Here is an 18,347-nt window from a genome sequence, read left to right as displayed (position 1 = left end):
AATGGTAAATGCATAAATTACGTTTTTTATACAAAGGAACGGTTTATGCGCACAATATATTCAACACTACTTCTTTCATTTCTTATTACCCTTAGCTCCGCAGCGTTTGCAGACAGCCCAACTAAGGCTGAGCTTTACGAAGGTATTGAGATAACGGTAAACATCAACACAGCGACAGCAGAAGAACTCTCAGCGCTATTAGTTGGCGTCGGGGACAAGAAAGCCCAAGATATCGTCGATTACAGAGATCAAAATGGTGCGTTTGCGACTGCTGATGATTTGGTGAGTGTGAAAGGAATCGGTGAAGTGACGGTAGAAAAGAACCGCGAAAGAATTCAGCTTTGATCCGCTTTTTTATCCGCTAGCAAAAATATTACAGCCATGAAGCCTCCTGCTATTGACCCTGCTAGGTGGGCTTCAATTGCGACACGAGCGTTAATTAGTTCGCCAGTCGTACTAGAAGGGCCAATAAGCTGCTCCCAAACGATCTTAGCGATTAATCCCAACACTAACAGCCAACTAGATTTCCTGCCGTTTATAGTCTCTCTGAGCGCGCATAAACCAAACAACCCATGCAAAGTGCCCGATAGGCCAACGTAGATCTGAATACTTGAAAATAACAGAGCGACCCCAGTCACTAAACTGATCACAAGCAAAGCAAGAACAAGCTGTTTTTTACTCGGTTGAAACAGATAGCTGATGATCCACAAGCCTGCTAGATTCATCAGAAGATGCGAGTAGTTGGTATGTGAAAAATTTCCTGTTAGGATTCGCCACCATTGCCCATCGGCAATCGCATTGCTATCCCAAACGACCCAAGCTTGTATTGGTTCAAATTGGAATAAGACGCATAAAAGTGAAGTGAAAATTAAAACAGGGTACACATTAAATCCATGTCTCGTTATTGCCCCCAATGCAGCAAGGCTTTGAAAGCTTGTATTTGTCAGTGGATTACACCACTCGAATCGAATGTTGAGCTTATCATTCTTCAGCACCTATCAGAAGAGCATCGCCCAATGGGAACGGCGCGCATCCTCTCGTTATCTCTAAATAATAGCGTGACGCTTGTCGGCGAAGACTTTTCAGACAATGAACAACTGAACGCATTGCTGGCCGATGAACAGTACCAACATGTGATTTTATACCCAAGCGAAAACTCTGTTCCTGTTGAGTCGGTAACCTGTTCAAATAAAAAGCTACGTGTGATTTTATTGGATGGGACGTGGAAGAAGGCGTTTAAAATGTGGCAGGTATCGAGTAACTTGCATGCGTTAAAAACGGTTTACTTGCCGAAAGACCTCAAGGGTAACTATCGAATTCGCAAAGCACCTAGTGACAACAGTCTATCCACAGTAGAAGCGGGTTATCATTTATTGAGCTTACTAGAGACTGACGGTGATTTTCGCCCACTGTTAACGGCATTTGACCAAATGATTCAGTTTCAAATCAGTCAAATGCCACCAGGTGTCTTCGAGAAAAACTATTTAGATTAAGCCGTTACACGATATTTAAGCTATTGAACTCTTAAAACTCTGTATGAGCTGAGAACAATTGCTGATGCATTTTCTGTGCAAGATCATCAGTCATTGATGAAATGTAATCTGCAATCACTCGCATCTTTCTTGAATCGTCTTGATGTTGTAGCCATTGCTTCTTGATTGGCAGTGGCAATAAGCGTTCAGGGTCAGCACTGAATGCCTCAAACATATCCATGATTATTTGCTGTCCTTTGTATTCAATAACCTGAACTTGAGGGACTTGGATAACAAACTCACTCACGAAGTGCTTCAGTTTATCGAGTGTGCCATCCATACTCGGCTCAAGTACGGCATTGTAGGAGAGCAACACATTCTCAAAGTTCTCATCAACGCGCTTAATCGAAATACTGGTCAATAGTGCGTTGACTATTCCGCCAATTGCGTCCTTGCGGCGATACTGCTCGCCGGAAAACAGCATTTCAGTTATTGAGTCAAGGTGTTCACAAATCCATGGGTCCGCCATTTCTTGTAGCTGCGGGTAAGCCGATTCTACCCATTGTGTCTTAGTCACGGAGCCCAGCACAATTGCATCTTCCAAATCGTGTACGCCATACGCGATATCATCAGCCAGCTCCATAATAGAACAGTCAAGTGACTTGTATTTGGTCTTGTTGTGTTCAAGTGGTTCGGTGTGCGACTTTCTTTTCTTTTTTAGCCGTTGTTGGTCGCTGCTTGAAAGCGGCTCCAGTACCCAGTTAAACAGCTCTTTATCGTGATCGTAGATGCCTTTTGCTGGCATCCAATCTTTGGCACGGAGTTGTCGTTGATGCTTAACTGGCTCAGACTGCAATTTAGCTTGAACTTCACTAAGCAGAGAAGGGTACTTAATCAGACCTAACAAAGTGCGTCGAGATAGGTTCATCCCGTGATGCTCAGTGTAAGCTTCTAGCTGTGTGACAATGCGAAACGTTTGAGCGTTGCCTTCAAAGCCGCCATAATCGCGCATCATGTAATTCAGGGCGACTTCACCGCCATGCCCATAAGCTGGGTGACCAATGTCGTGAGCCAAACATAGTGAATCTATCAAGCTGTCTGAGGGCAATAGGTCGCGGAATTCGGGCTGCTTCTTTTTCAATTGAGCGACGATACCTGTACCAAGCTGCGCGGCTTCTAGAGAGTGTGTTAATCGGGTTCGGTGAAAATCGTTAACAGTGGTGCCATGCACTTGAGTTTTAGCTTGAAGGCGGCGGAAGGCCGCAGAGTGAAGTACACGTGCACGATCACGTTGATACGGGCTACGGTGGTCATCACGTCTTATTTTATGTTCATCGTCATTTCGATGTTGCCATTCTTGTTCGAGTGCAAATGTCGGTTCGAGTTGGACTGTCAAAATAGCGCCTATCAAATTGATTTATTTAACTAATTATATTCAAGGTATACCCAGTTAGCTTATCTCGTCTAGTGATAATTCAAAACTCGGTGCAAAGGTAGTGAGAAAGTAATCCATTTCTGGACTTTTACGCTGTTCGAGTGTTTCTTCAAGTCTACGTTTTGCTTGCTCGTACTCATGATTTCCAGCGCTGAGTTCTTCCAAACATTTTAAATAAGCACAGATAGTGTCTGCTTGTTTAACAATGCCTTGCTCTTCTTTACTTGCTGTCCCTGAAATTAAAAATGGTGCGAAGTCTTCTTGAAACTCTTCCGGCAACATGGACAGTAGCCTTTTCTCGGCTGCTGCTTCTATCTTTTTGTACTCTTGTGCAATGTCTGGGTTGTAGTATTTGACTGGAGTTGGTAAATCACCGGTAAGCACCTCACTAGTGTCATGGTACATACCTAACAATGCGATGTGCTCAGGGTTGAGTTGACCATCAAATTTCTTGTTTTTGATAAGCGCCAAAGCGTGCGCGACGAAGGCAACTTGTAAACTATGCTCTGAAATATTCTCGCTTGAGACTGAGCGCATCAGTGGCCAACGTTGGATCAGTTTCATGCGTGCTAGATGGGCAAAGAAATGGCTTTGTTTCATAAGTGTCCTTGCTTAACAATGCTCTACTTGTGTCTTGTAAACAATACAAGTAGTACGAGATAGGAGATATAAAAAAGGCCCCTAAACAGGAGCCTTTTAAGCATATAAGTGAATGAATACAAGTTAAAGTATTTTAAAACAGTAAATTATAGCCATCGTTAGTGGACTAGTTGATAGCAGGTTGATTGTGGGCGAACTACTCTTGGCTGTAAGTTGACAAGAAGCGCTCAAGACGACCAATTGCTATTTCTAGATCTTCGATATGTGGCAAAGTCACGATGCGGAAGTGATCGGGTTTTGGCCAATTAAAGCCAGTACCTTGAACCAATAATACTTTTTCTTGTTTAAGGAAATCGAGTACAAATTTTTGATCATCTTTGATGTTGTACATTTTAGTATCGATTTTAGGGAACAGGTACATCGCGCCTTTTGGTTTCACACAAGACACTCCCGGGATCTTGTTGATCAATTCCCATGCTCGGTCACGTTGTTCAAGCAATCTACCACCAGGTAGTATTAGTTCATTAATACTCTGATAGCCACCGAGTGCGGTTTGTATTGCGTGCTGCATTGGCACGTTGGCACACAGGCGCATAGAAGCGAGCATTTCTAGGCCTTCCACATAGCCTTTCGCTAAGTGTTTTGGACCAGTCAAGAACATCCAACCACCACGAAAGCCACATACACGATAAGCTTTCGATAAGCCATTGAAGGTTACCATTAAAACGTCTTCAGCCAAGGTTGATACGGAAGTGTGCACTGCGCCGTCGTAAAGTACTTTGTCGTATATTTCATCAGCGAAGATGATCAAACCATGCTCACGAGCAATGTCCACAACTTTCAACAGGAAATCACGACTATATACAGCACCCGTTGGGTTGTTTGGATTAATCAAAACGATCCCGCGAGTCTTTGGTGAAATCTTCGCGAGTATGTCATCGAGATCTGGATACCAATCGGCGTCTTCATCACACATGTAGTGAACCGGTGTGCCTCCAGAAAGCGCTACAGATGCTGTCCAAAGTGGGTAGTCTGGTGCGGGCACTAAGATTTCATCACCATTATCCAACAGTGCCTGCATAGACATCACGATAAGCTCTGATGCACCATTTCCAATGTAAACGTCTTCTACATCAAGGTTGCGAAGACCTTTTTTCTGATAGTGCTGGACAACCGCTTTTCGGGCTGAATAAATACCTTTTGAGTCACAGTACCCTTGAGATGTTGGTAGATTGCGGATTACGTCAACAAGGATCTCATCAGGGGCGTCAAAACCAAAGGGGGCGGGGTTACCAATATTTAGCTTTAGTATTTTATGCCCTTCTTCTTCCATGCGCTTAGCATGTTTGAGTACAGGCCCCCTGATTTCGTAGCATACATTGTTGAGTTTTGACGACATCCCGATATTTTGCATTGCCGGTTTCCTGGAATTAATTTAAATACTTTATTAAAGTACCGCAAAATGGGGTTTGATAGAATAAAAATCTGCTGAATGTCGCATTTCCGTGTAACGTCTGGTCTTTTTACTATCACTATTTTATGAGTTTTAATTCTTAGCGTTGTTGATTTTAGCGAAGGGAAGAAAGGGGGCGAGATTGCTTAAAATCACAGGAATGTTGAAAAGATATAGTACATTCTTGATCTCAGTGGGTGCTACCCATAAAGTATCAACCTAATATAATAATAATTTAGGTGTGGACGAGGTCGATTTGTCACATTTCCAGCAAACTCTCTCCGCTTTGATTGAGAGAGTACACAATGCCCCAGCAAGCGAAGTTCGTTGTGTTGAAGTTCTAACGCAAAAACCATCGTTTGCATTTATAGAATGGCTTCATGCTCAACCTCTCTTTCCCAAATTTTACTGGCAGTCACGCGACACTCGTGAAGAGGTCGTTGCACTCGGTCAGTTACATACTTTTTCAGACCCAGCACCCGCATATGCAATTCTTGGGGAAGACCAGCGAATTTGGGGGGGACGTTCATTTGACGGGCACACCGCTAAGAATCGTCGTTGCATGGAATCGTTTTTCTTCCTTCCTCAGGTTGAATTGATTCGCTTTGATAATACTTGGTCGCTAGCGGTTAATTTATCTCCTGATCGCGTTGCTTCGATTAATGCCTTAAATAAGCTATCTGTTGAAGCGGCGATTTTAGCGCCGTTGTCTGCTCATATTGAACAAATAACCCACGTGCCGGAAAAGGAACAGTGGGGTAGTTTGGTGAATAAAGTGCTTCAGGGGATCAGTGACGAAGAGTATAAGAAAGTGGTTTTGGCTCGTAAAACCACGCTACAGCTCGATGCGCCTATCTGTGCAGCACAATTACTTAAGGCAAGCTATCAACAAAATCATCATAGCTTTCACTTTATGTTGGTGTTGGATTCTAAACACAGCTTTATTGGCTCGACGCCAGAGCGCTTGTATAGCCGACATGGTATAGAGCTTGATACCGAAGCGCTTGCTGGAACGATTGGTCGCGGGGAGAACGCAACCGAGGATATGGAGTTAGCAAACTGGCTTTCTCAAGACAGCAAAAACCTCAATGAGAACCAGTATGTGGTCGACGATATCATTGAGCGACTCACTCCTCACTCACAAATGGTTCATGTTGAAAAGGATGCGCGCCTTGTACGTTTGCGTAAAGTGCAGCATTTGAAACGTAATATCCATGCTCAGCTTAATGCAGGCATTAACGGTGTGCAGTTACTTGCCGCGTTGCAGCCGACTGCTGCAGTTGCAGGATTACCTCGTAAAGAAGCGATGGATTTCATACTTGAACATGAACCATTTGCTCGAGGTTGGTATGCAGGCTCTGTTGGCTATATTAGCCACCAACGCGCTGAGCTCTGTGTAGCGATTCGCAGTGCTTTAGTTGTAAACGATCAAGTGCAGCTGTTTGCGGGCGCGGGGATCGTGCCAGGATCGGTTGCCGAACATGAGTGGCAAGAGTTGAACAAGAAGATGTCGACTCTGCTCAGCCTCATTTCTGATCACCCGCCATTGGGTGTAGCGTCATGAACCACGACCAAGCCGTATTAAATCGAGTTTGGTGTCAAACGTTACTTGAAGAGCTAACACGCAACTGTGTTGAACATGTTTGTGTTGCACCGGGCTCTCGCTCAACGCCATTAACGCTCGAAGCTGAAGCTAACCCCGAGTTAACCTTACACACGCATTTTGATGAGCGTGGTCTTGGCTTTCTTGCTTTAGGTTTGGCGAAGGCGAGCGACAAACCCGTTGCAGTGATTGTAACCTCTGGAACTGCTGTTGCGAATCTTCTACCTGCCACGGCTGAATCTGGGCTGACACGAGAGAAACTGATTTTACTGACCTCAGATCGACCTATTGATTTAGTCGACTGTGGTGCTAACCAAGCAATTCAGCAGCAGGGTATCTTTTCGTCCCATGTTGAAACGGCGCTAAACCTACCAAGCCCAACCACGCAAGTTTCTTTGAACTGGCTTCTGACATCGGTTGATAACGCACTCGCGAAACAACGCAGTGTCGGCGGAGCCATTCATATCAATTGCCCGTTCCCTGAGCCGCTTTATTCATCAAATAACACTGAAATGTATGCAGAGTACACATCCAGTGTCGCTGGGTGGAAATCGGGAGCAGGTTGTTACAGCCAAACGTTTTTACCTAATCAAGTGAGCACACAACCTATTGCTCCAGGTGAGTACCTTGGACGTAAGGGTGTGGTTATTCTCGGTTCGTTAGATATTGAACAAGCGACAAAAGCTCAGCAGTTTGCCACTACATTAGGCTGGCCAGTTTTTTGTGACCCTCAATCAGGTGTCACAAGTGATTGGAAACATTATGATCTGTGGATGCAGAGTAACGTAGCGAAAGAACAACTCAACCAATGTGATTTTATCTTTCAGTTTGGTGAGCGCATTGTTTCTAAGCGCCTTAATCATTGGATAAAATCACAAGCATCATCATTCAGCTCATTACAATATATTGTTGTGTCACCTGATTTACATCGTATCAACCAAGACCACCTGCCTCAAACTCATATTGTTGCCGATATCGAGTTATGGATATCAGAACAACACTTGCCAACGTTTTTTGGCCCGCATGCTGGTTGGGCGGCGCCTTTAATCGAGGTGGCAAATACCGTTCAGCAACTCGCACTTGCGCAAATATCTAATAATGACCAACTCACAGAGTTGAGTGTTGCCGTTGACTTGTCGTCTAGACTTAAAGACAGAGAGTTGTTTGTGGGAAACAGCTTGATGGTAAGGCTGGTGGATATGTTGTCATCAATATCTGCGAATCGAGTTTACAGCAATCGTGGTGCATCGGGCATTGATGGCTTGGTGGCGACGGCTGCGGGTGTAGTGAAAGCCAACCAGAATCCTTTGTTGATGTTGATTGGCGATACCTCTTTGCTGTACGACCTGAACTCACTGGCTCTGCTGACTCATAATTTAACGCCGATGGTTATTGTTGTGACCAACAATGATGGTGGTGCGATCTTTGATTTGTTGCCGGTACCAGAACAACAGAAACAGTCTCTTTATCAAATGCCTCATGGTTTCAGTTTTGAACACGCTGCTGCGCAATTCCAGTTGGGATACGCTGCGCCAGAAACCTTGAATTGCTATCAAACCATTATCGAACAACATTTCGAACAGGGTCAGGGTACCTTGCTCGTTGAAGTTAAGACCCCTCCCGAGCAAGCGTCTACTTTACTAAAACAATTCAGTTCAATGCTTACCGAGGCATTAGCCTAAGGACTTTGTATGCTTTACTCCAATTATTTCCCTGCTTCAAAAGTATCTTCTGACAAACCTTTGCTTGTTTTTTTACATGGTTTACTCGGAAGCGGGGATGATTGGAGTGCATGTCATCCATTCCTCGAGGATTTTTCTCGTCTTTGCATAGATTTACCCGGACACGGACAAAGTTGTTTTATCGATCCGGTAGGGTTTGATCATTGCTGCAATAAAATTGTCCAGTGCATTACTTCTCAATTGGCACGCAACAATCTGCCAGCAGACTATCCTATCGTGATTATTGGTTACTCGTTGGGCGGAAGGCTTGCGATGTATGGGGTGACAAGCCCTTGTTTTGAGACGCTTAACCTAGAGAAAGTGATTATTGAAGGCGGCAACTTTGGCTTAGAGTGTGATGAAGAAAGAGCACAGAGGTTAGTACATGATACGCAGTGGGCGGTTCGCTTTGCGCAGCAGTCGATTGAAGATGTTTTAGACGATTGGTATCAACAAAGCGTCTTTTCTTCACTAAATCATGAGCAAAGACAAACTTTGGTCATAAAGCGTAGTGGTAACCTTGGAGTATCCGTAGCAAATATGTTGTTATCTACTTCGTTAGCTAAGCAACCGGATTTACGTGCCACATTAAAATCTCATGAGCATTTATTGCATTATGTGTGCGGTGAAAAAGATCGTAAATTCATGGAGCTAGCTGAGAATAGTGGCTTTGAATATAGTCAAGTGAATTACGCTGGTCATAATGTTCACTTTGAACAACCAGAGCTGTTTTCAAACTTGATCATCCAATGTATCGCCAGCCGTAGTTAGGCTGATTGAGCGACTCTCTCGTATTCAGCACTATCAAAAAGCAGAGCAACACCGTCACGACTATTCGTTAGTCGTGGTCTCTAATAGAACAATGGGAATCACCATGGCTAAAACAGTAGGCATCACAGAAGAAGAACTTTACGCAGCCGTTAACTGGCGCGATGAAAGCAGTCAATATGAAGATATTCAGTACCACAAGTCTGATGATGGTATTGCAAAAATCACGATTGCGCGTCCTCAAGTCCACAATGCGTTTCGTCCACAAACCGTAAAAGAGATGATCAATGCACTGGCTGACGCTCGTTACGACGAGAAAGTAGGCGTGATCATTTTGACGGGTCTTGGTGAGAAGGCGTTCTGTTCTGGTGGTGACCAAAGTATTCGTGGCGACTACGGCGGCTACCAAGATGATTCAGGTACACACCACCTGAACGTACTTGATTTCCAGCGTCAAATTCGTACTTGTCCAAAACCAGTTATCGCAGCGGTATCGGGTTGGGCAGTAGGCGGCGGTCATGTACTTCACATGATGGCTGACCTTACTATTGCCGCTGAAAACGCGCAGTTCGGTCAGACGGGTCCTAAAGTGGGTTCATTTGATGGCGGTTGGGGTGCTTCTTACATGGCTCGTATCGTTGGTCAAAAGAAAGCGCGTGAAATCTGGTTCCTGTGCCGCTTCTACGATGCACAAGAAGCACTGGGCATGGGCCTTGTAAACACCGTTGTTCCTGTCGCTGACCTAGAAAAAGAAACCGTTCGTTGGTGTCGTGAAGTGCTGCAGCACAGCCCAATGGCTCTGCGTTGCTTGAAAGCAGCCCTTAATGCTGACTGTGATGGTCAAGCCGGTCTGCAAGAGCTCGCTGGTAACGCAACCATGATGTTCTACATGACAGAGGAAGGCCAAGAAGGCCGCAACGCATTCAACGAGAAACGTCGACCTGACTTCGACAAGTTCCCGCGTAATCCATAGCTTTATCCTCTTCAGAATGAGTCGCTAAATTGCGGCTCATTTTCTTTTGATGTTCCCCGTTTTTTAGGAAACTTTATGAACTCAGCGAATTCTCAGCGCTACGCTAAACTCTACCGCTATCAATTACCTATGGATAGTGGCGTGGTTCTTCGTGACAATAAGTTGAACGAACGCGTTGGCTATATAATCCAACTTGAGTGTAATGGTAAAACTGGTTTTGGTGAAGTCGCGCCTTTGCCAGGTTTTAGCCAAGAAGATGCCGAACAAGCTGGCATTCAGCTTCAACACGAATTAGAACTTTGGAGCCACAATAACCCTCAAACGCCTTTTGATGAGCTATATCCTTCTGTCGCGTTTGGCTTTTCGATGGCGATGATGGAATTACGAGGCGATCTTAACGCTGAAGGTAACTACCAAGCTGCGCCTTTGTGTACAGGCGATCCTGATGAACTGATCCCTGTACTTAACCAGATGGAAGGCGAGAAGGTTGCTAAGGTAAAAGTTGGCCTTTATGAAGCGATCCGTGACGGTATGCTGGTGAGCTTATTCCTTGAGTCGATTCCTGATTTAACCTTAAGACTTGATGCTAACCGTGCATGGAAGCCTGAAAAGGCTAAGCAGTTCATTAAGTACATTGCGCCCTCATTACGTCAGCGTATTAGCTTTATTGAAGAGCCTTGCCAAAAGCCAGAAGATAGCTTGGCCTTTGCCATTGACCATGGTGTGGCGATTGCGTGGGACGAGACATTGCAAGAAGCGGTGCGCAGTCCAGAGTTTGATCTTAGCGACCTTACTGGTGTTAAAGCTGTCGTGATCAAGCCAACTCTTATTGGTTCTGTCGAGCGTTGTGTGGCAATCATTGAGCGTGCACAGAAGCTTGGAATTAAACCTGTATTGAGCTCGAGTATTGAGTCGAGCCTAGGTCTGACTCAGATTGCTCGTCTGGCGCAGCAATATTTGCCAAATGAAGTGCCGGGGCTGGATACGATTGGCTTGTTCAAGCTGCAGCTAGAAGTTTCTTGGCCGGGCTGTCAGCTGCCTGTCTCTACGCTTGAACAGCAGCAACTGATTTGGTCTTGTTAGACCGAGCTATTTGAATGGCTATGTAATTATCTCAGTAAGTTCTTAATCTATTTTTGGTTATCATATGATGCGCCCACAATCTAATCATCACCCGCTCTGGTTACAGTGGGCGCAGCAAAACCCACTTCAACCAACGCTAGTGACTACTCACCGCACTTATACTTGGCAGCAAGTGTTTGTGTTGGTTAGTGAGTACCAACAACAGCTATCTCTTCAAGGCCTATCTGAAGGTGATGTACTGACGATTGTCGGTAAGAACCAAGCTGAAGTGATTCCTGCTTATCTTGCCGCACTTAATTTGGGTGTTATTTGCGCTTTCACCATACCTCAACCTCGCTTACGCCTGAAGCAAAAGCTCGATTCCTTATATCAAGCGGGTCAACAAAGCTACCTTTGGCTTTTGGACAGTAGCGGGATAGAGCAATCAGAGACTGTCGATTTAAATACTCAGTTGGTGACCTTGTCTTGCTTAAATGAAGTGAAGGTCGATGGTGATGATAATCGGATAACGACATCTCAAGACTCCAACTTCAATCCGCAAAATCTAGCAAGCATCGTATTCACTTCAGGCTCTACCGGAAATCCCAAAGCAGTGGCTCACACGCTTGAGCAGCATTTATGCTCGGCGGCCGGCTTACTTGAGGTGTTTCGTTATCAACAAGGTGACACTTGGTTACTGAGTTTACCTATGTACCATGTGTCGGGGCTGGCGATAGTTCATCGTTGGTTAGCGGCTGGTGGCTGCATCAAGATAGGCACAGGTCAGCTTGAAACTGATATAGAAGAATGCAGTCACGCATCATTGGTCGCTACTCAGCTACATCGCTTACTAAAGAGTAAGCAAGCACTTACTTTAACGCATGTGCTTTTGGGCGGAAGTCATATTCCAGAAGAACTTGCTCTTCAAGCTCAACAGGTGGGCATCGAAACTTGGCTGGGGTACGGCATGACCGAAGCGGCTTCAACGGTGACTGCAAAACTTGTTGATGCAAGCAGCACTGCTGGTTTCGTGCTTAATCATCGTCAATTGAAAATTGAAAACCAACGTATCTATATTGGAGGTGACACCCTCGCTTCCGGTTATTACCATCAAGGTAAATTAACGCCTTTGGTGGATGAGAGCGGTTGGTTTGATAGTAAAGATCTTGGCCAATGGGACGGCGAACAAGTGTCGATAATTGGCCGCGCAGATAACCAGTTTATTTCCGGCGGTGAGAACATTCACTGCGAAGAGATAGAGCGAGCATTAACTCAATTGTCTAGTGTTAAACAAGCTTTTGTGGTCCCTGTAGAAGATAGTGAATTTGGATTTAGACCTGTAGCGATTGTCGACAGTGACGAACTACCGACCAAAGAGTGGTTTGCAGAACAGTTACAAGGGAACCTAGAGCGATTCAAATTTCCTATCGAGTATTATGAAATGCCTGAGCAAGAACAGCAGGGGATTAAAGTATCGAGAGCAGGTTTGGCAGCTTGGTTGTTTCAACGTAGGAACTAAAAAGCCGCACAGATCCGGAAGTTGTTGTGTCGTTTGCTAGATTGGAAGGCGGTTAGTTAATTTAGCAATTAGATAGTTCAAAACAGAATTTATTATCTTTATAACCATCCATCATAATAAGCCATATAAATAACGGATTATAGAATAAGGTCTTATTATGAAAATTGCCCTCATCATTGCGGTTTTACTGCAGATAGGCCAAGCGGTCATCTCATCAGGGTTGACTCGTTCGTTGGCTGAGCTCACCGCATTTGTGTTGGTTGTGGTACTTGTTTTAATGAAAAGAGAGAGCAAGAAGAGTGATAAGCCCCTGTTTGATTCGTGATTGTTGCAACACAGAATATCTTTACCACATACGATAAAGGCAAAACCCATTTGAGCTTTGCCTTTTTTGTTTTGTTGCTCGCTAACCTGAATGTCTAGGTAACCGAACAACCGTCTAAAACGTTTCTATGTCGGTTAGGCGAGAGTTAACCACGCCAATGAACCCGTTGAGATCATGACCCACATCGTAATACCAAACATCAATGGTTTCGGCCCCGCTGCTTTTAACTTCTCAACTGAAATACCACAGCCAATTAAGAACAAACACACCACCAGTGCTCGCTTAGACACATCAAAGATTCCTTGATAGACCATCTCAAATTGTGGCAGTAAGTCACTCACCGCGATAGCGGCGCAATAGAAGAAAATGAAATAGGGAACCGTAATCTTCTTTTGGCCATTTTTGAAGATCATTGCACTGACTAACGCGATTGGGATGATCCAAAGCGCGCGAGCGAGCTTCAATGTTGTCGCTGTCGTCAGTGCTTCTTCGCCATACGCTGAAGCTGCACCTACTACAGAAGAGGTATCGTGAATCGCAATAGCTGCCCAAGTACCAAATGTTTGTTGGCTGAGTTCAAGCGCGTGACCAATCATCGGGAACAAAAATAGAGCAACCGAGTTCAACACGAATACAGTGGCTAATGCCAAGCCAATCTGTTCATCGTCTGCTTTGATCGCGGGTGCCACAGCTGCTATCGCGCTACCACCACAAATCGCGGTACCAGATGAGATAAGGTAGCCCGTTGTGCGGTCTAGCCCCATTCGCTTAGCCAAGAACCAACCAATAACTAATGTACCGATAATCGTCGTTACAATGAGCCCAATACCATCGCCTGTTACTGCTAATGCTTTTTCAAACTGAATACCAAAACCCAAACCAACAATAGAGTAGGCCAGTAGCTTTTTGGTAAGTTTGCCGACTTCCAAGTGTTCAGGGACTAATCCTAAACTAGCAAGTAGGAAACCGATAACCAGGGCTGTCGGTGAGCTAACCCAAGGCGTTAAGCAAAACAGTGCAGCAAGATAAAATGGAACGGACTTTTTTAGGTTCATTGTATTTAGAGTCTTGTTTTGTTGTGGCGTTATTGTGATGAGACCACTATACGTTCAATAAAATGATAAGTAAGTCTAAATGAATTGAACAAACGTTAAGGAAAACTTAACGCTTGTTCAGCTGATATGAATAAAGGGCTGGCTAGCTAGCGTAGTGATCCGCGAAGGTCAGAGACTGACTGTCGAAGAGTTTCACAAGAGGCTTCTTTAGGTGAAATAGGCTCACCAGCTTCTATCTCTAACTTAGTCCAGAAGCGAGTTGGTAATCCTTTGCAGGCACGGCCTTTGTAACGACTAAAGTAGCTGCCCCATAATCCTTTGAGAGCCATAGGAATCACAGGGACAGGAGAACGTTTGATGATCAGCTCCATACCACGCATGAACTCAGCCACTTCACCATCAGAGGTGAGTTTTCCTTCTGGAAAAATACATACGATGTGGCCTTCATGTAGGGCACGTTCTACTTCTTTGAAAGCGTTTCGAATCGAATTGCGGTTCGTTGCGGAAATTGGAATCACTCCCGCTCTTTTCAAGAAGCGTCGAATAGGTGGCAACTTGGTGTAATCCTCTTCCATCACAAAACGGATAAGGCGAGGGCAAACCGCGCTCAGCAACAGTGCATCCATATAACTCACATGGTTGCAGACAATCAACGCGCCGCCTTTTTCTGGCAGGTGATGTAAGTTCTTATGTTTAACTCGGTACATGGTGTGAGTCACCACCCAAGTGAAAAAACGGAACGCATAGATAGGCACCTGATAAAACAGGGAGAACATCACTAAGGTGTTGAATAGTGCCAGCAACACAAACAGTTGTGGGATCGAAAGCTTTAGAACACTGAGGCAAACAATACCCAAAACTGCACTTCCTACCATGAATAGTGAGTTATAAATATTGAGCCCAGCAATCACTTGTGCACGCTCATCTGGCTTGGCACGTAACTGCATTAGTGAATACAGAGGAACAATAAAGATACCTCCAGAGATACCCAGAAGCAGAAGGTAAGCGAATAGCGGCCAAAGCTCTGAATAGGTTACGAATTGATAGAAAGAACTAAAGTCAGGCAAAGACTCCGGAATGGATATCGCCATCAAAAGGCCGAAGATCGAGATACCTAAGCTGCCCATTGGCACGATGCCGATTTCAATTCGGTGATTAGATAACTTATCGCAAGCCAAAGAGCCGATCGCGATGCCTACCGAGAACAGTGCCAGTAAAAAGGCGACTGAGCTTTCAGTGCCGTTTAGATGCAGTTTGGTGAAGTTGGGAAACTGAGTTAGGTAAGCTGCACCAAGGAACCAAAACCAGCTGATAGACATCAGCGCTTGGAAAGTAGGTCGGTCTTTCTTCGCAATCGCCAGTGTGCTGCGGGTCAGTTTAACGGGCTGCCAATTCACTTTTAGGCTTGGGGCGTTGCTTGGTGCTTCAGGAATAAAACAGCTTGAGACATATCCGAGAATCGCGAATAAAATGATACTGATAGCAGCGATCAGTTTAGCGCTTTCTTCTGATGCAATAATACCAGCACCGAGAGTGCCGATCAGGATTGCTAGGAATGTGCCTGTCTCAACTAAGGCATTTCCAGAAACAAGCTCTTTCGTTTCTAATTGTTGTGGTAATAGCGCATATTTAACCGGGCCAAAGAAGGCACTTTGTGTTCCCATGAGAAACAGAAGTAGAAGTAATACTCCGTAACTTTCGTAGATAAAACCGATCGCACCCAGTGACATAATAACGACTTCAATAAGCTTAATCTTACGAATAAACCAAGATTTTTCATATTTATCAGCCAGTACACCAGCCAACGCCGAAAATAGGAAGAAGGGCAGAATAAAAAGGCCAGCGGCCAAATTTATGAATAAATTACTGGAGATAGGCAGCGTGTCTACGCTTGCGAAAGCTACAAACAGCAACAGAACATTTTTGAATATGTTGTCATTAAAGGCCCCCAGAAATTGGGTAATAAAGTAGGGTAGGAACCTTTTTTGCGTTAACAGCGAAGATTGGCTGCTGTTGTTCATTCTCTTTCCTTGGATACTTACCAGTTAGTTAAGTAGTTTGAGACTAGGTTATCGATCAACTCTTTACCATCAATAGGTTCTGATGCGAAAAATTTATCGTCGACACTTAATAAAGTAATACCATGCACACCAGACCATAATACTCGGCTTGCTTTAACCACTTCACTTTCCGTGTGCTCAGGTGCAATGGCTAATAGGAGTTGCTCAAGCATATCTATCATTTTATCGATGCGGTTCGACTGCCATTCAGGAAGGTTTTCACCATTCATGTTGTGCTCAAAAATAAGCTGCCAACGGTGAGGGTGTCTTTGTGCAAAATCGTGGTAGCAGTAGGCTAGATTGAATAGAGCTTGTTGAGGACTACTCGATTGTTCGACTGCGGTCGCTGATTCAGACGTCAGTTCATCTAATGTTTGGGCAACAACGTGCAAAAGTAGTAGGTTGTAGTTCCCAAATACATTCACCAATGTGCTAGGGACGTAACCAATCATATTGGCAATTTTACGTAGACTTAACTCGTGATAAGAGTGCTGATCTAAAAAGTTTGTCACTGTCTTTAAGGTCAGCTGAACTAATTGCTCTCGAGTATGATCGTTTCTTCGTGCCATGATTCGTTTCTAGTAAATGAACATCGTTCAATATTTTAATGATGCCCTCGATAGTCGTCAATCTTTTCGCTAATTAAGCAACCAATTAATAGCCGCAATATTATGATACATGTGTAAATGCCGTGAATATTTCATTGTTCTTTGTTAACGAGTATGATGAAAGGGTCGAAAGATAAAAAACCTATAAAGGATAATAATGAAACGATTTTTCTCACTAGTCGCGATCCTGTTGGTAACAGTCGCGGTGACGCCAATCGCAGAAGCGAAAAAATTTGGTGGTGGTAAGTCATTTGGCAAAAGCTTTAAAACGGCTCCAGCACCAAAACAACAAAACACGAATTCGATCCGACAAGATCAAACCGGTAAGAAAGCAGCAGCTAACTCTAGCAAGAAAGGCCTTATGGGCGGTCTGCTAGGTGGTTTACTGGCTGGTGGTCTTTTAGCTGCATTCTTTGGTGGCGCATTTGAAGGTATCCAGTTTATGGATATTTTGATCATGGGTCTGATTGCTTTCCTAGCGTTTAAATTCCTACGTGGAATGTTGGGCGCGAAGCAGGGCTCAATGAATCAGCAGAATGCACGTGGCCAACAGCCAGCATTCGGCGGCATGGGTCAGAACAAGTTTGAACAACCTAAGCAACAACCAAATGTTCATAACTTCGAGCAAGCACAACCTCAATCACAAGGTACTGCTGGTGGTTTCGGTTTTGGTGCACAAAGCGATGTTCCACATAACTACCCGCCGGGCTTTGATCAAGCGGCATTCATCAACGGTTCTCGTGAGCACTACCGTACACTGCAAGGTGCATGGAATCACAACGAACTAAACACAATTGAAGAATACGTATCTCCAAGCCTATTTGAAGACCTAAAAGCTGAGCGTAATAAGCTAGACGGTGATCAGCATACAGACGTAATGTACGTTGATGCTGAAATCGTTCGCGCAGACCACGATGGTAGCAAAGCACAGCTAAGCCTTCAGTTTAGCGGTCGTTACCGTGACACAGCGGATGGCATTGAAGAAGATATCACTGATATCTGGCACTTAGAGCGTGACCTAACAACTAACAATGCGCCTTGGCTAATTGTTGGTATTCAAGGTTAATCTCGATAGTTAACTAAAAATGAGTTAGCTAGACATTACTTTGATTATTGAAAGCCCCTACGGAGAAATCTGTAGGGGCTTTTTTATGTCTGGTTGTATAGAACTGTAAGTTTTCAGAAGAGAGTTTTTCTAGGGCTTACGATAATGCGGCTCTCTGGATTCTCCTCATTTGTAGAAAAACAGTATCATCACGACAATTATTTAGAGTGATACTTTGTGCCAACGGTGAGTTAGGCTGAACCAAGTTATTCATTTTATTTAGATATTCAATCGGGGTATCTAACCAAGATAGAGGTGTTAATCGTGACGACTGAGTTTTCGAACCGATAATAGAACCTGAAATATCATTGCATCAGAAACAACAAATAGTTGAAGAGTATGAGTAGCTTATTTCTACCAATGGCTTAGGTTGCGCCTCTTCTTTAGCTTGTGGACGTCACTGGGAAGTATGGGAAATGATTTCCGAGAGATTACAATCTTGCAGTGAGAGCTGCGGGTAGGTGTCCGAAGTGTTGAACTTAGAAACGAAAAAAGCCAACTCAACGAGTTGGCTTTTCGATTTTCCAATTAAGGAAGAATATGGTGGAGGGAGACGGATTCGAACCATCGAAGGCAGTGCCGGCAGAT

The 18,347-nt window shown here is 44.4% G+C and carries 17 protein-coding genes; 10 read left to right on the top strand and 7 right to left on the bottom strand.

The window, feature by feature from the left end:
- Positions 1-45: 45 nt before the first annotated feature.
- On the top strand, positions 46-345 hold the full coding sequence (locus ACED48_RS14965) for a ComEA family DNA-binding protein (protein ID WP_017056943.1): 300 nt from the start codon (positions 46-48) through the stop codon (positions 343-345).
- On the opposite strand, the gene rrtA is transcribed toward ACED48_RS14965, so the two are convergent.
- Positions 336-884 (bottom strand): rhombosortase, encoded by a 549-nt coding sequence (rrtA, locus tag ACED48_RS14960; protein WP_017056944.1) that lies wholly within the window; start codon positions 882-884, stop codon positions 336-338. The two genes, ACED48_RS14965 and rrtA, sit on opposite strands and share 10 nt — an antisense overlap.
- Before the next feature lie 9 nt (positions 885-893).
- On the opposite strand from rrtA, the gene ACED48_RS14955 reads away from it, so the two are divergent.
- Entirely contained in the window at positions 894-1,493 is a 600-nt protein-coding gene (locus ACED48_RS14955; RefSeq protein WP_017056945.1) for a tRNA-uridine aminocarboxypropyltransferase, read from the top strand.
- A 31-nt stretch (positions 1,494-1,524) separates the two neighbouring features.
- Here the strand turns inward: ACED48_RS14955 and ACED48_RS14950 are convergent, their stop codons facing one another.
- The 3 genes from ACED48_RS14950 to ACED48_RS14940 form a co-directional block, all read right to left on the bottom strand.
- Positions 1,525-2,868, bottom strand: a complete 1,344-nt coding sequence (locus ACED48_RS14950) for an anti-phage deoxyguanosine triphosphatase (protein WP_017056946.1) — start codon at positions 2,866-2,868, stop codon at positions 1,525-1,527.
- A 54-nt stretch (positions 2,869-2,922) separates the two neighbouring features.
- On the bottom strand, positions 2,923-3,507 hold the full coding sequence (yfbR, locus tag ACED48_RS14945; protein ID WP_017056947.1) for a 5'-deoxynucleotidase: 585 nt from the start codon (positions 3,505-3,507) through the stop codon (positions 2,923-2,925).
- 196 nt (positions 3,508-3,703) lie between these two features.
- Positions 3,704-4,921 (bottom strand): pyridoxal phosphate-dependent aminotransferase, encoded by a 1,218-nt coding sequence (locus ACED48_RS14940; RefSeq protein WP_017056948.1) that lies wholly within the window; start codon positions 4,919-4,921, stop codon positions 3,704-3,706.
- 295 nt (positions 4,922-5,216) lie between these two features.
- Here ACED48_RS14940 and ACED48_RS14935 point away from each other — a divergent pair, with 295 nt between their 5' ends.
- The 7 genes from ACED48_RS14935 (at position 5,217) to ACED48_RS14905 (ending at position 12,931) form a co-directional block, all read left to right on the top strand.
- Complete coding sequence (locus ACED48_RS14935) at positions 5,217-6,524, top strand: isochorismate synthase MenF (protein WP_029627060.1); 1,308 nt, start codon at positions 5,217-5,219, stop codon at positions 6,522-6,524.
- A complete protein-coding gene (menD, locus tag ACED48_RS14930) occupies positions 6,521-8,245 on the top strand; it encodes a 2-succinyl-5-enolpyruvyl-6-hydroxy-3-cyclohexene-1-carboxylic-acid synthase (RefSeq protein ID WP_017056950.1) in 1,725 nt (574 codons plus the stop codon). The genes ACED48_RS14935 and menD overlap by 4 nt, the downstream gene beginning before the upstream one ends.
- Before the next feature lie 9 nt (positions 8,246-8,254).
- Positions 8,255-9,055 carry a 2-succinyl-6-hydroxy-2,4-cyclohexadiene-1-carboxylate synthase gene (menH, locus tag ACED48_RS14925; protein WP_029627062.1) on the top strand — a complete coding sequence of 267 codons (801 nt, stop codon included), beginning with the start codon at positions 8,255-8,257 and terminating at the stop codon, positions 9,053-9,055.
- Between the two features lie 103 nt (positions 9,056-9,158).
- A complete protein-coding gene (gene menB / locus ACED48_RS14920) occupies positions 9,159-10,025 on the top strand; it encodes a 1,4-dihydroxy-2-naphthoyl-CoA synthase (protein ID WP_017056952.1) in 867 nt (288 codons plus the stop codon).
- A gap of 75 nt (positions 10,026-10,100) precedes the next feature.
- On the top strand, positions 10,101-11,108 hold the full coding sequence (menC, locus tag ACED48_RS14915; protein WP_017056953.1) for an o-succinylbenzoate synthase: 1,008 nt from the start codon (positions 10,101-10,103) through the stop codon (positions 11,106-11,108).
- Between the two features lie 64 nt (positions 11,109-11,172).
- Positions 11,173-12,606 carry an o-succinylbenzoate--CoA ligase gene (gene menE / locus ACED48_RS14910; RefSeq protein ID WP_017056954.1) on the top strand — a complete coding sequence of 478 codons (1,434 nt, stop codon included), beginning with the start codon at positions 11,173-11,175 and terminating at the stop codon, positions 12,604-12,606.
- Between the two features lie 157 nt (positions 12,607-12,763).
- Positions 12,764-12,931 (top strand): hypothetical protein, encoded by a 168-nt coding sequence (locus ACED48_RS14905; RefSeq protein ID WP_017056955.1) that lies wholly within the window; start codon positions 12,764-12,766, stop codon positions 12,929-12,931.
- 134 nt (positions 12,932-13,065) lie between these two features.
- On the opposite strand, the gene ACED48_RS14900 is transcribed toward ACED48_RS14905, so the two are convergent.
- The 3 genes from ACED48_RS14900 to ACED48_RS14890 all read right to left on the bottom strand — a co-directional run bounded on the left by ACED48_RS14900 (position 13,066) and on the right by ACED48_RS14890 (position 16,615).
- Positions 13,066-13,986, bottom strand: coding sequence for a YeiH family protein (locus tag ACED48_RS14900; RefSeq protein ID WP_017056956.1), 921 nt, complete (start codon positions 13,984-13,986; stop codon positions 13,066-13,068).
- Between the two features lie 146 nt (positions 13,987-14,132).
- Positions 14,133-16,007, bottom strand: coding sequence for an MFS transporter (locus ACED48_RS14895; protein ID WP_017056957.1), 1,875 nt, complete (start codon positions 16,005-16,007; stop codon positions 14,133-14,135).
- 17 nt (positions 16,008-16,024) lie between these two features.
- Positions 16,025-16,615, bottom strand: coding sequence for a TetR/AcrR family transcriptional regulator (locus tag ACED48_RS14890; RefSeq protein WP_017056958.1), 591 nt, complete (start codon positions 16,613-16,615; stop codon positions 16,025-16,027).
- Between the two features lie 196 nt (positions 16,616-16,811).
- Between ACED48_RS14890 and ACED48_RS14885 the strand changes: the two genes are divergently transcribed.
- Positions 16,812-17,720, top strand: a complete 909-nt coding sequence (locus ACED48_RS14885; RefSeq protein ID WP_017056959.1) for a Tim44 domain-containing protein — start codon at positions 16,812-16,814, stop codon at positions 17,718-17,720.
- Positions 17,721-18,347: the final 627 nt, after the last annotated feature.

The organism is Vibrio sp. 5S239 (genome assembly GCF_041439575.1).
In the GTDB taxonomy this organism is placed as follows: Bacteria; Pseudomonadota; Gammaproteobacteria; order Enterobacterales; family Vibrionaceae; genus Vibrio; species Vibrio kanaloae.
Note: the sequence above shows the minus strand (reverse complement) of the source record. Positions and strands in the feature narration are given on the sequence as shown.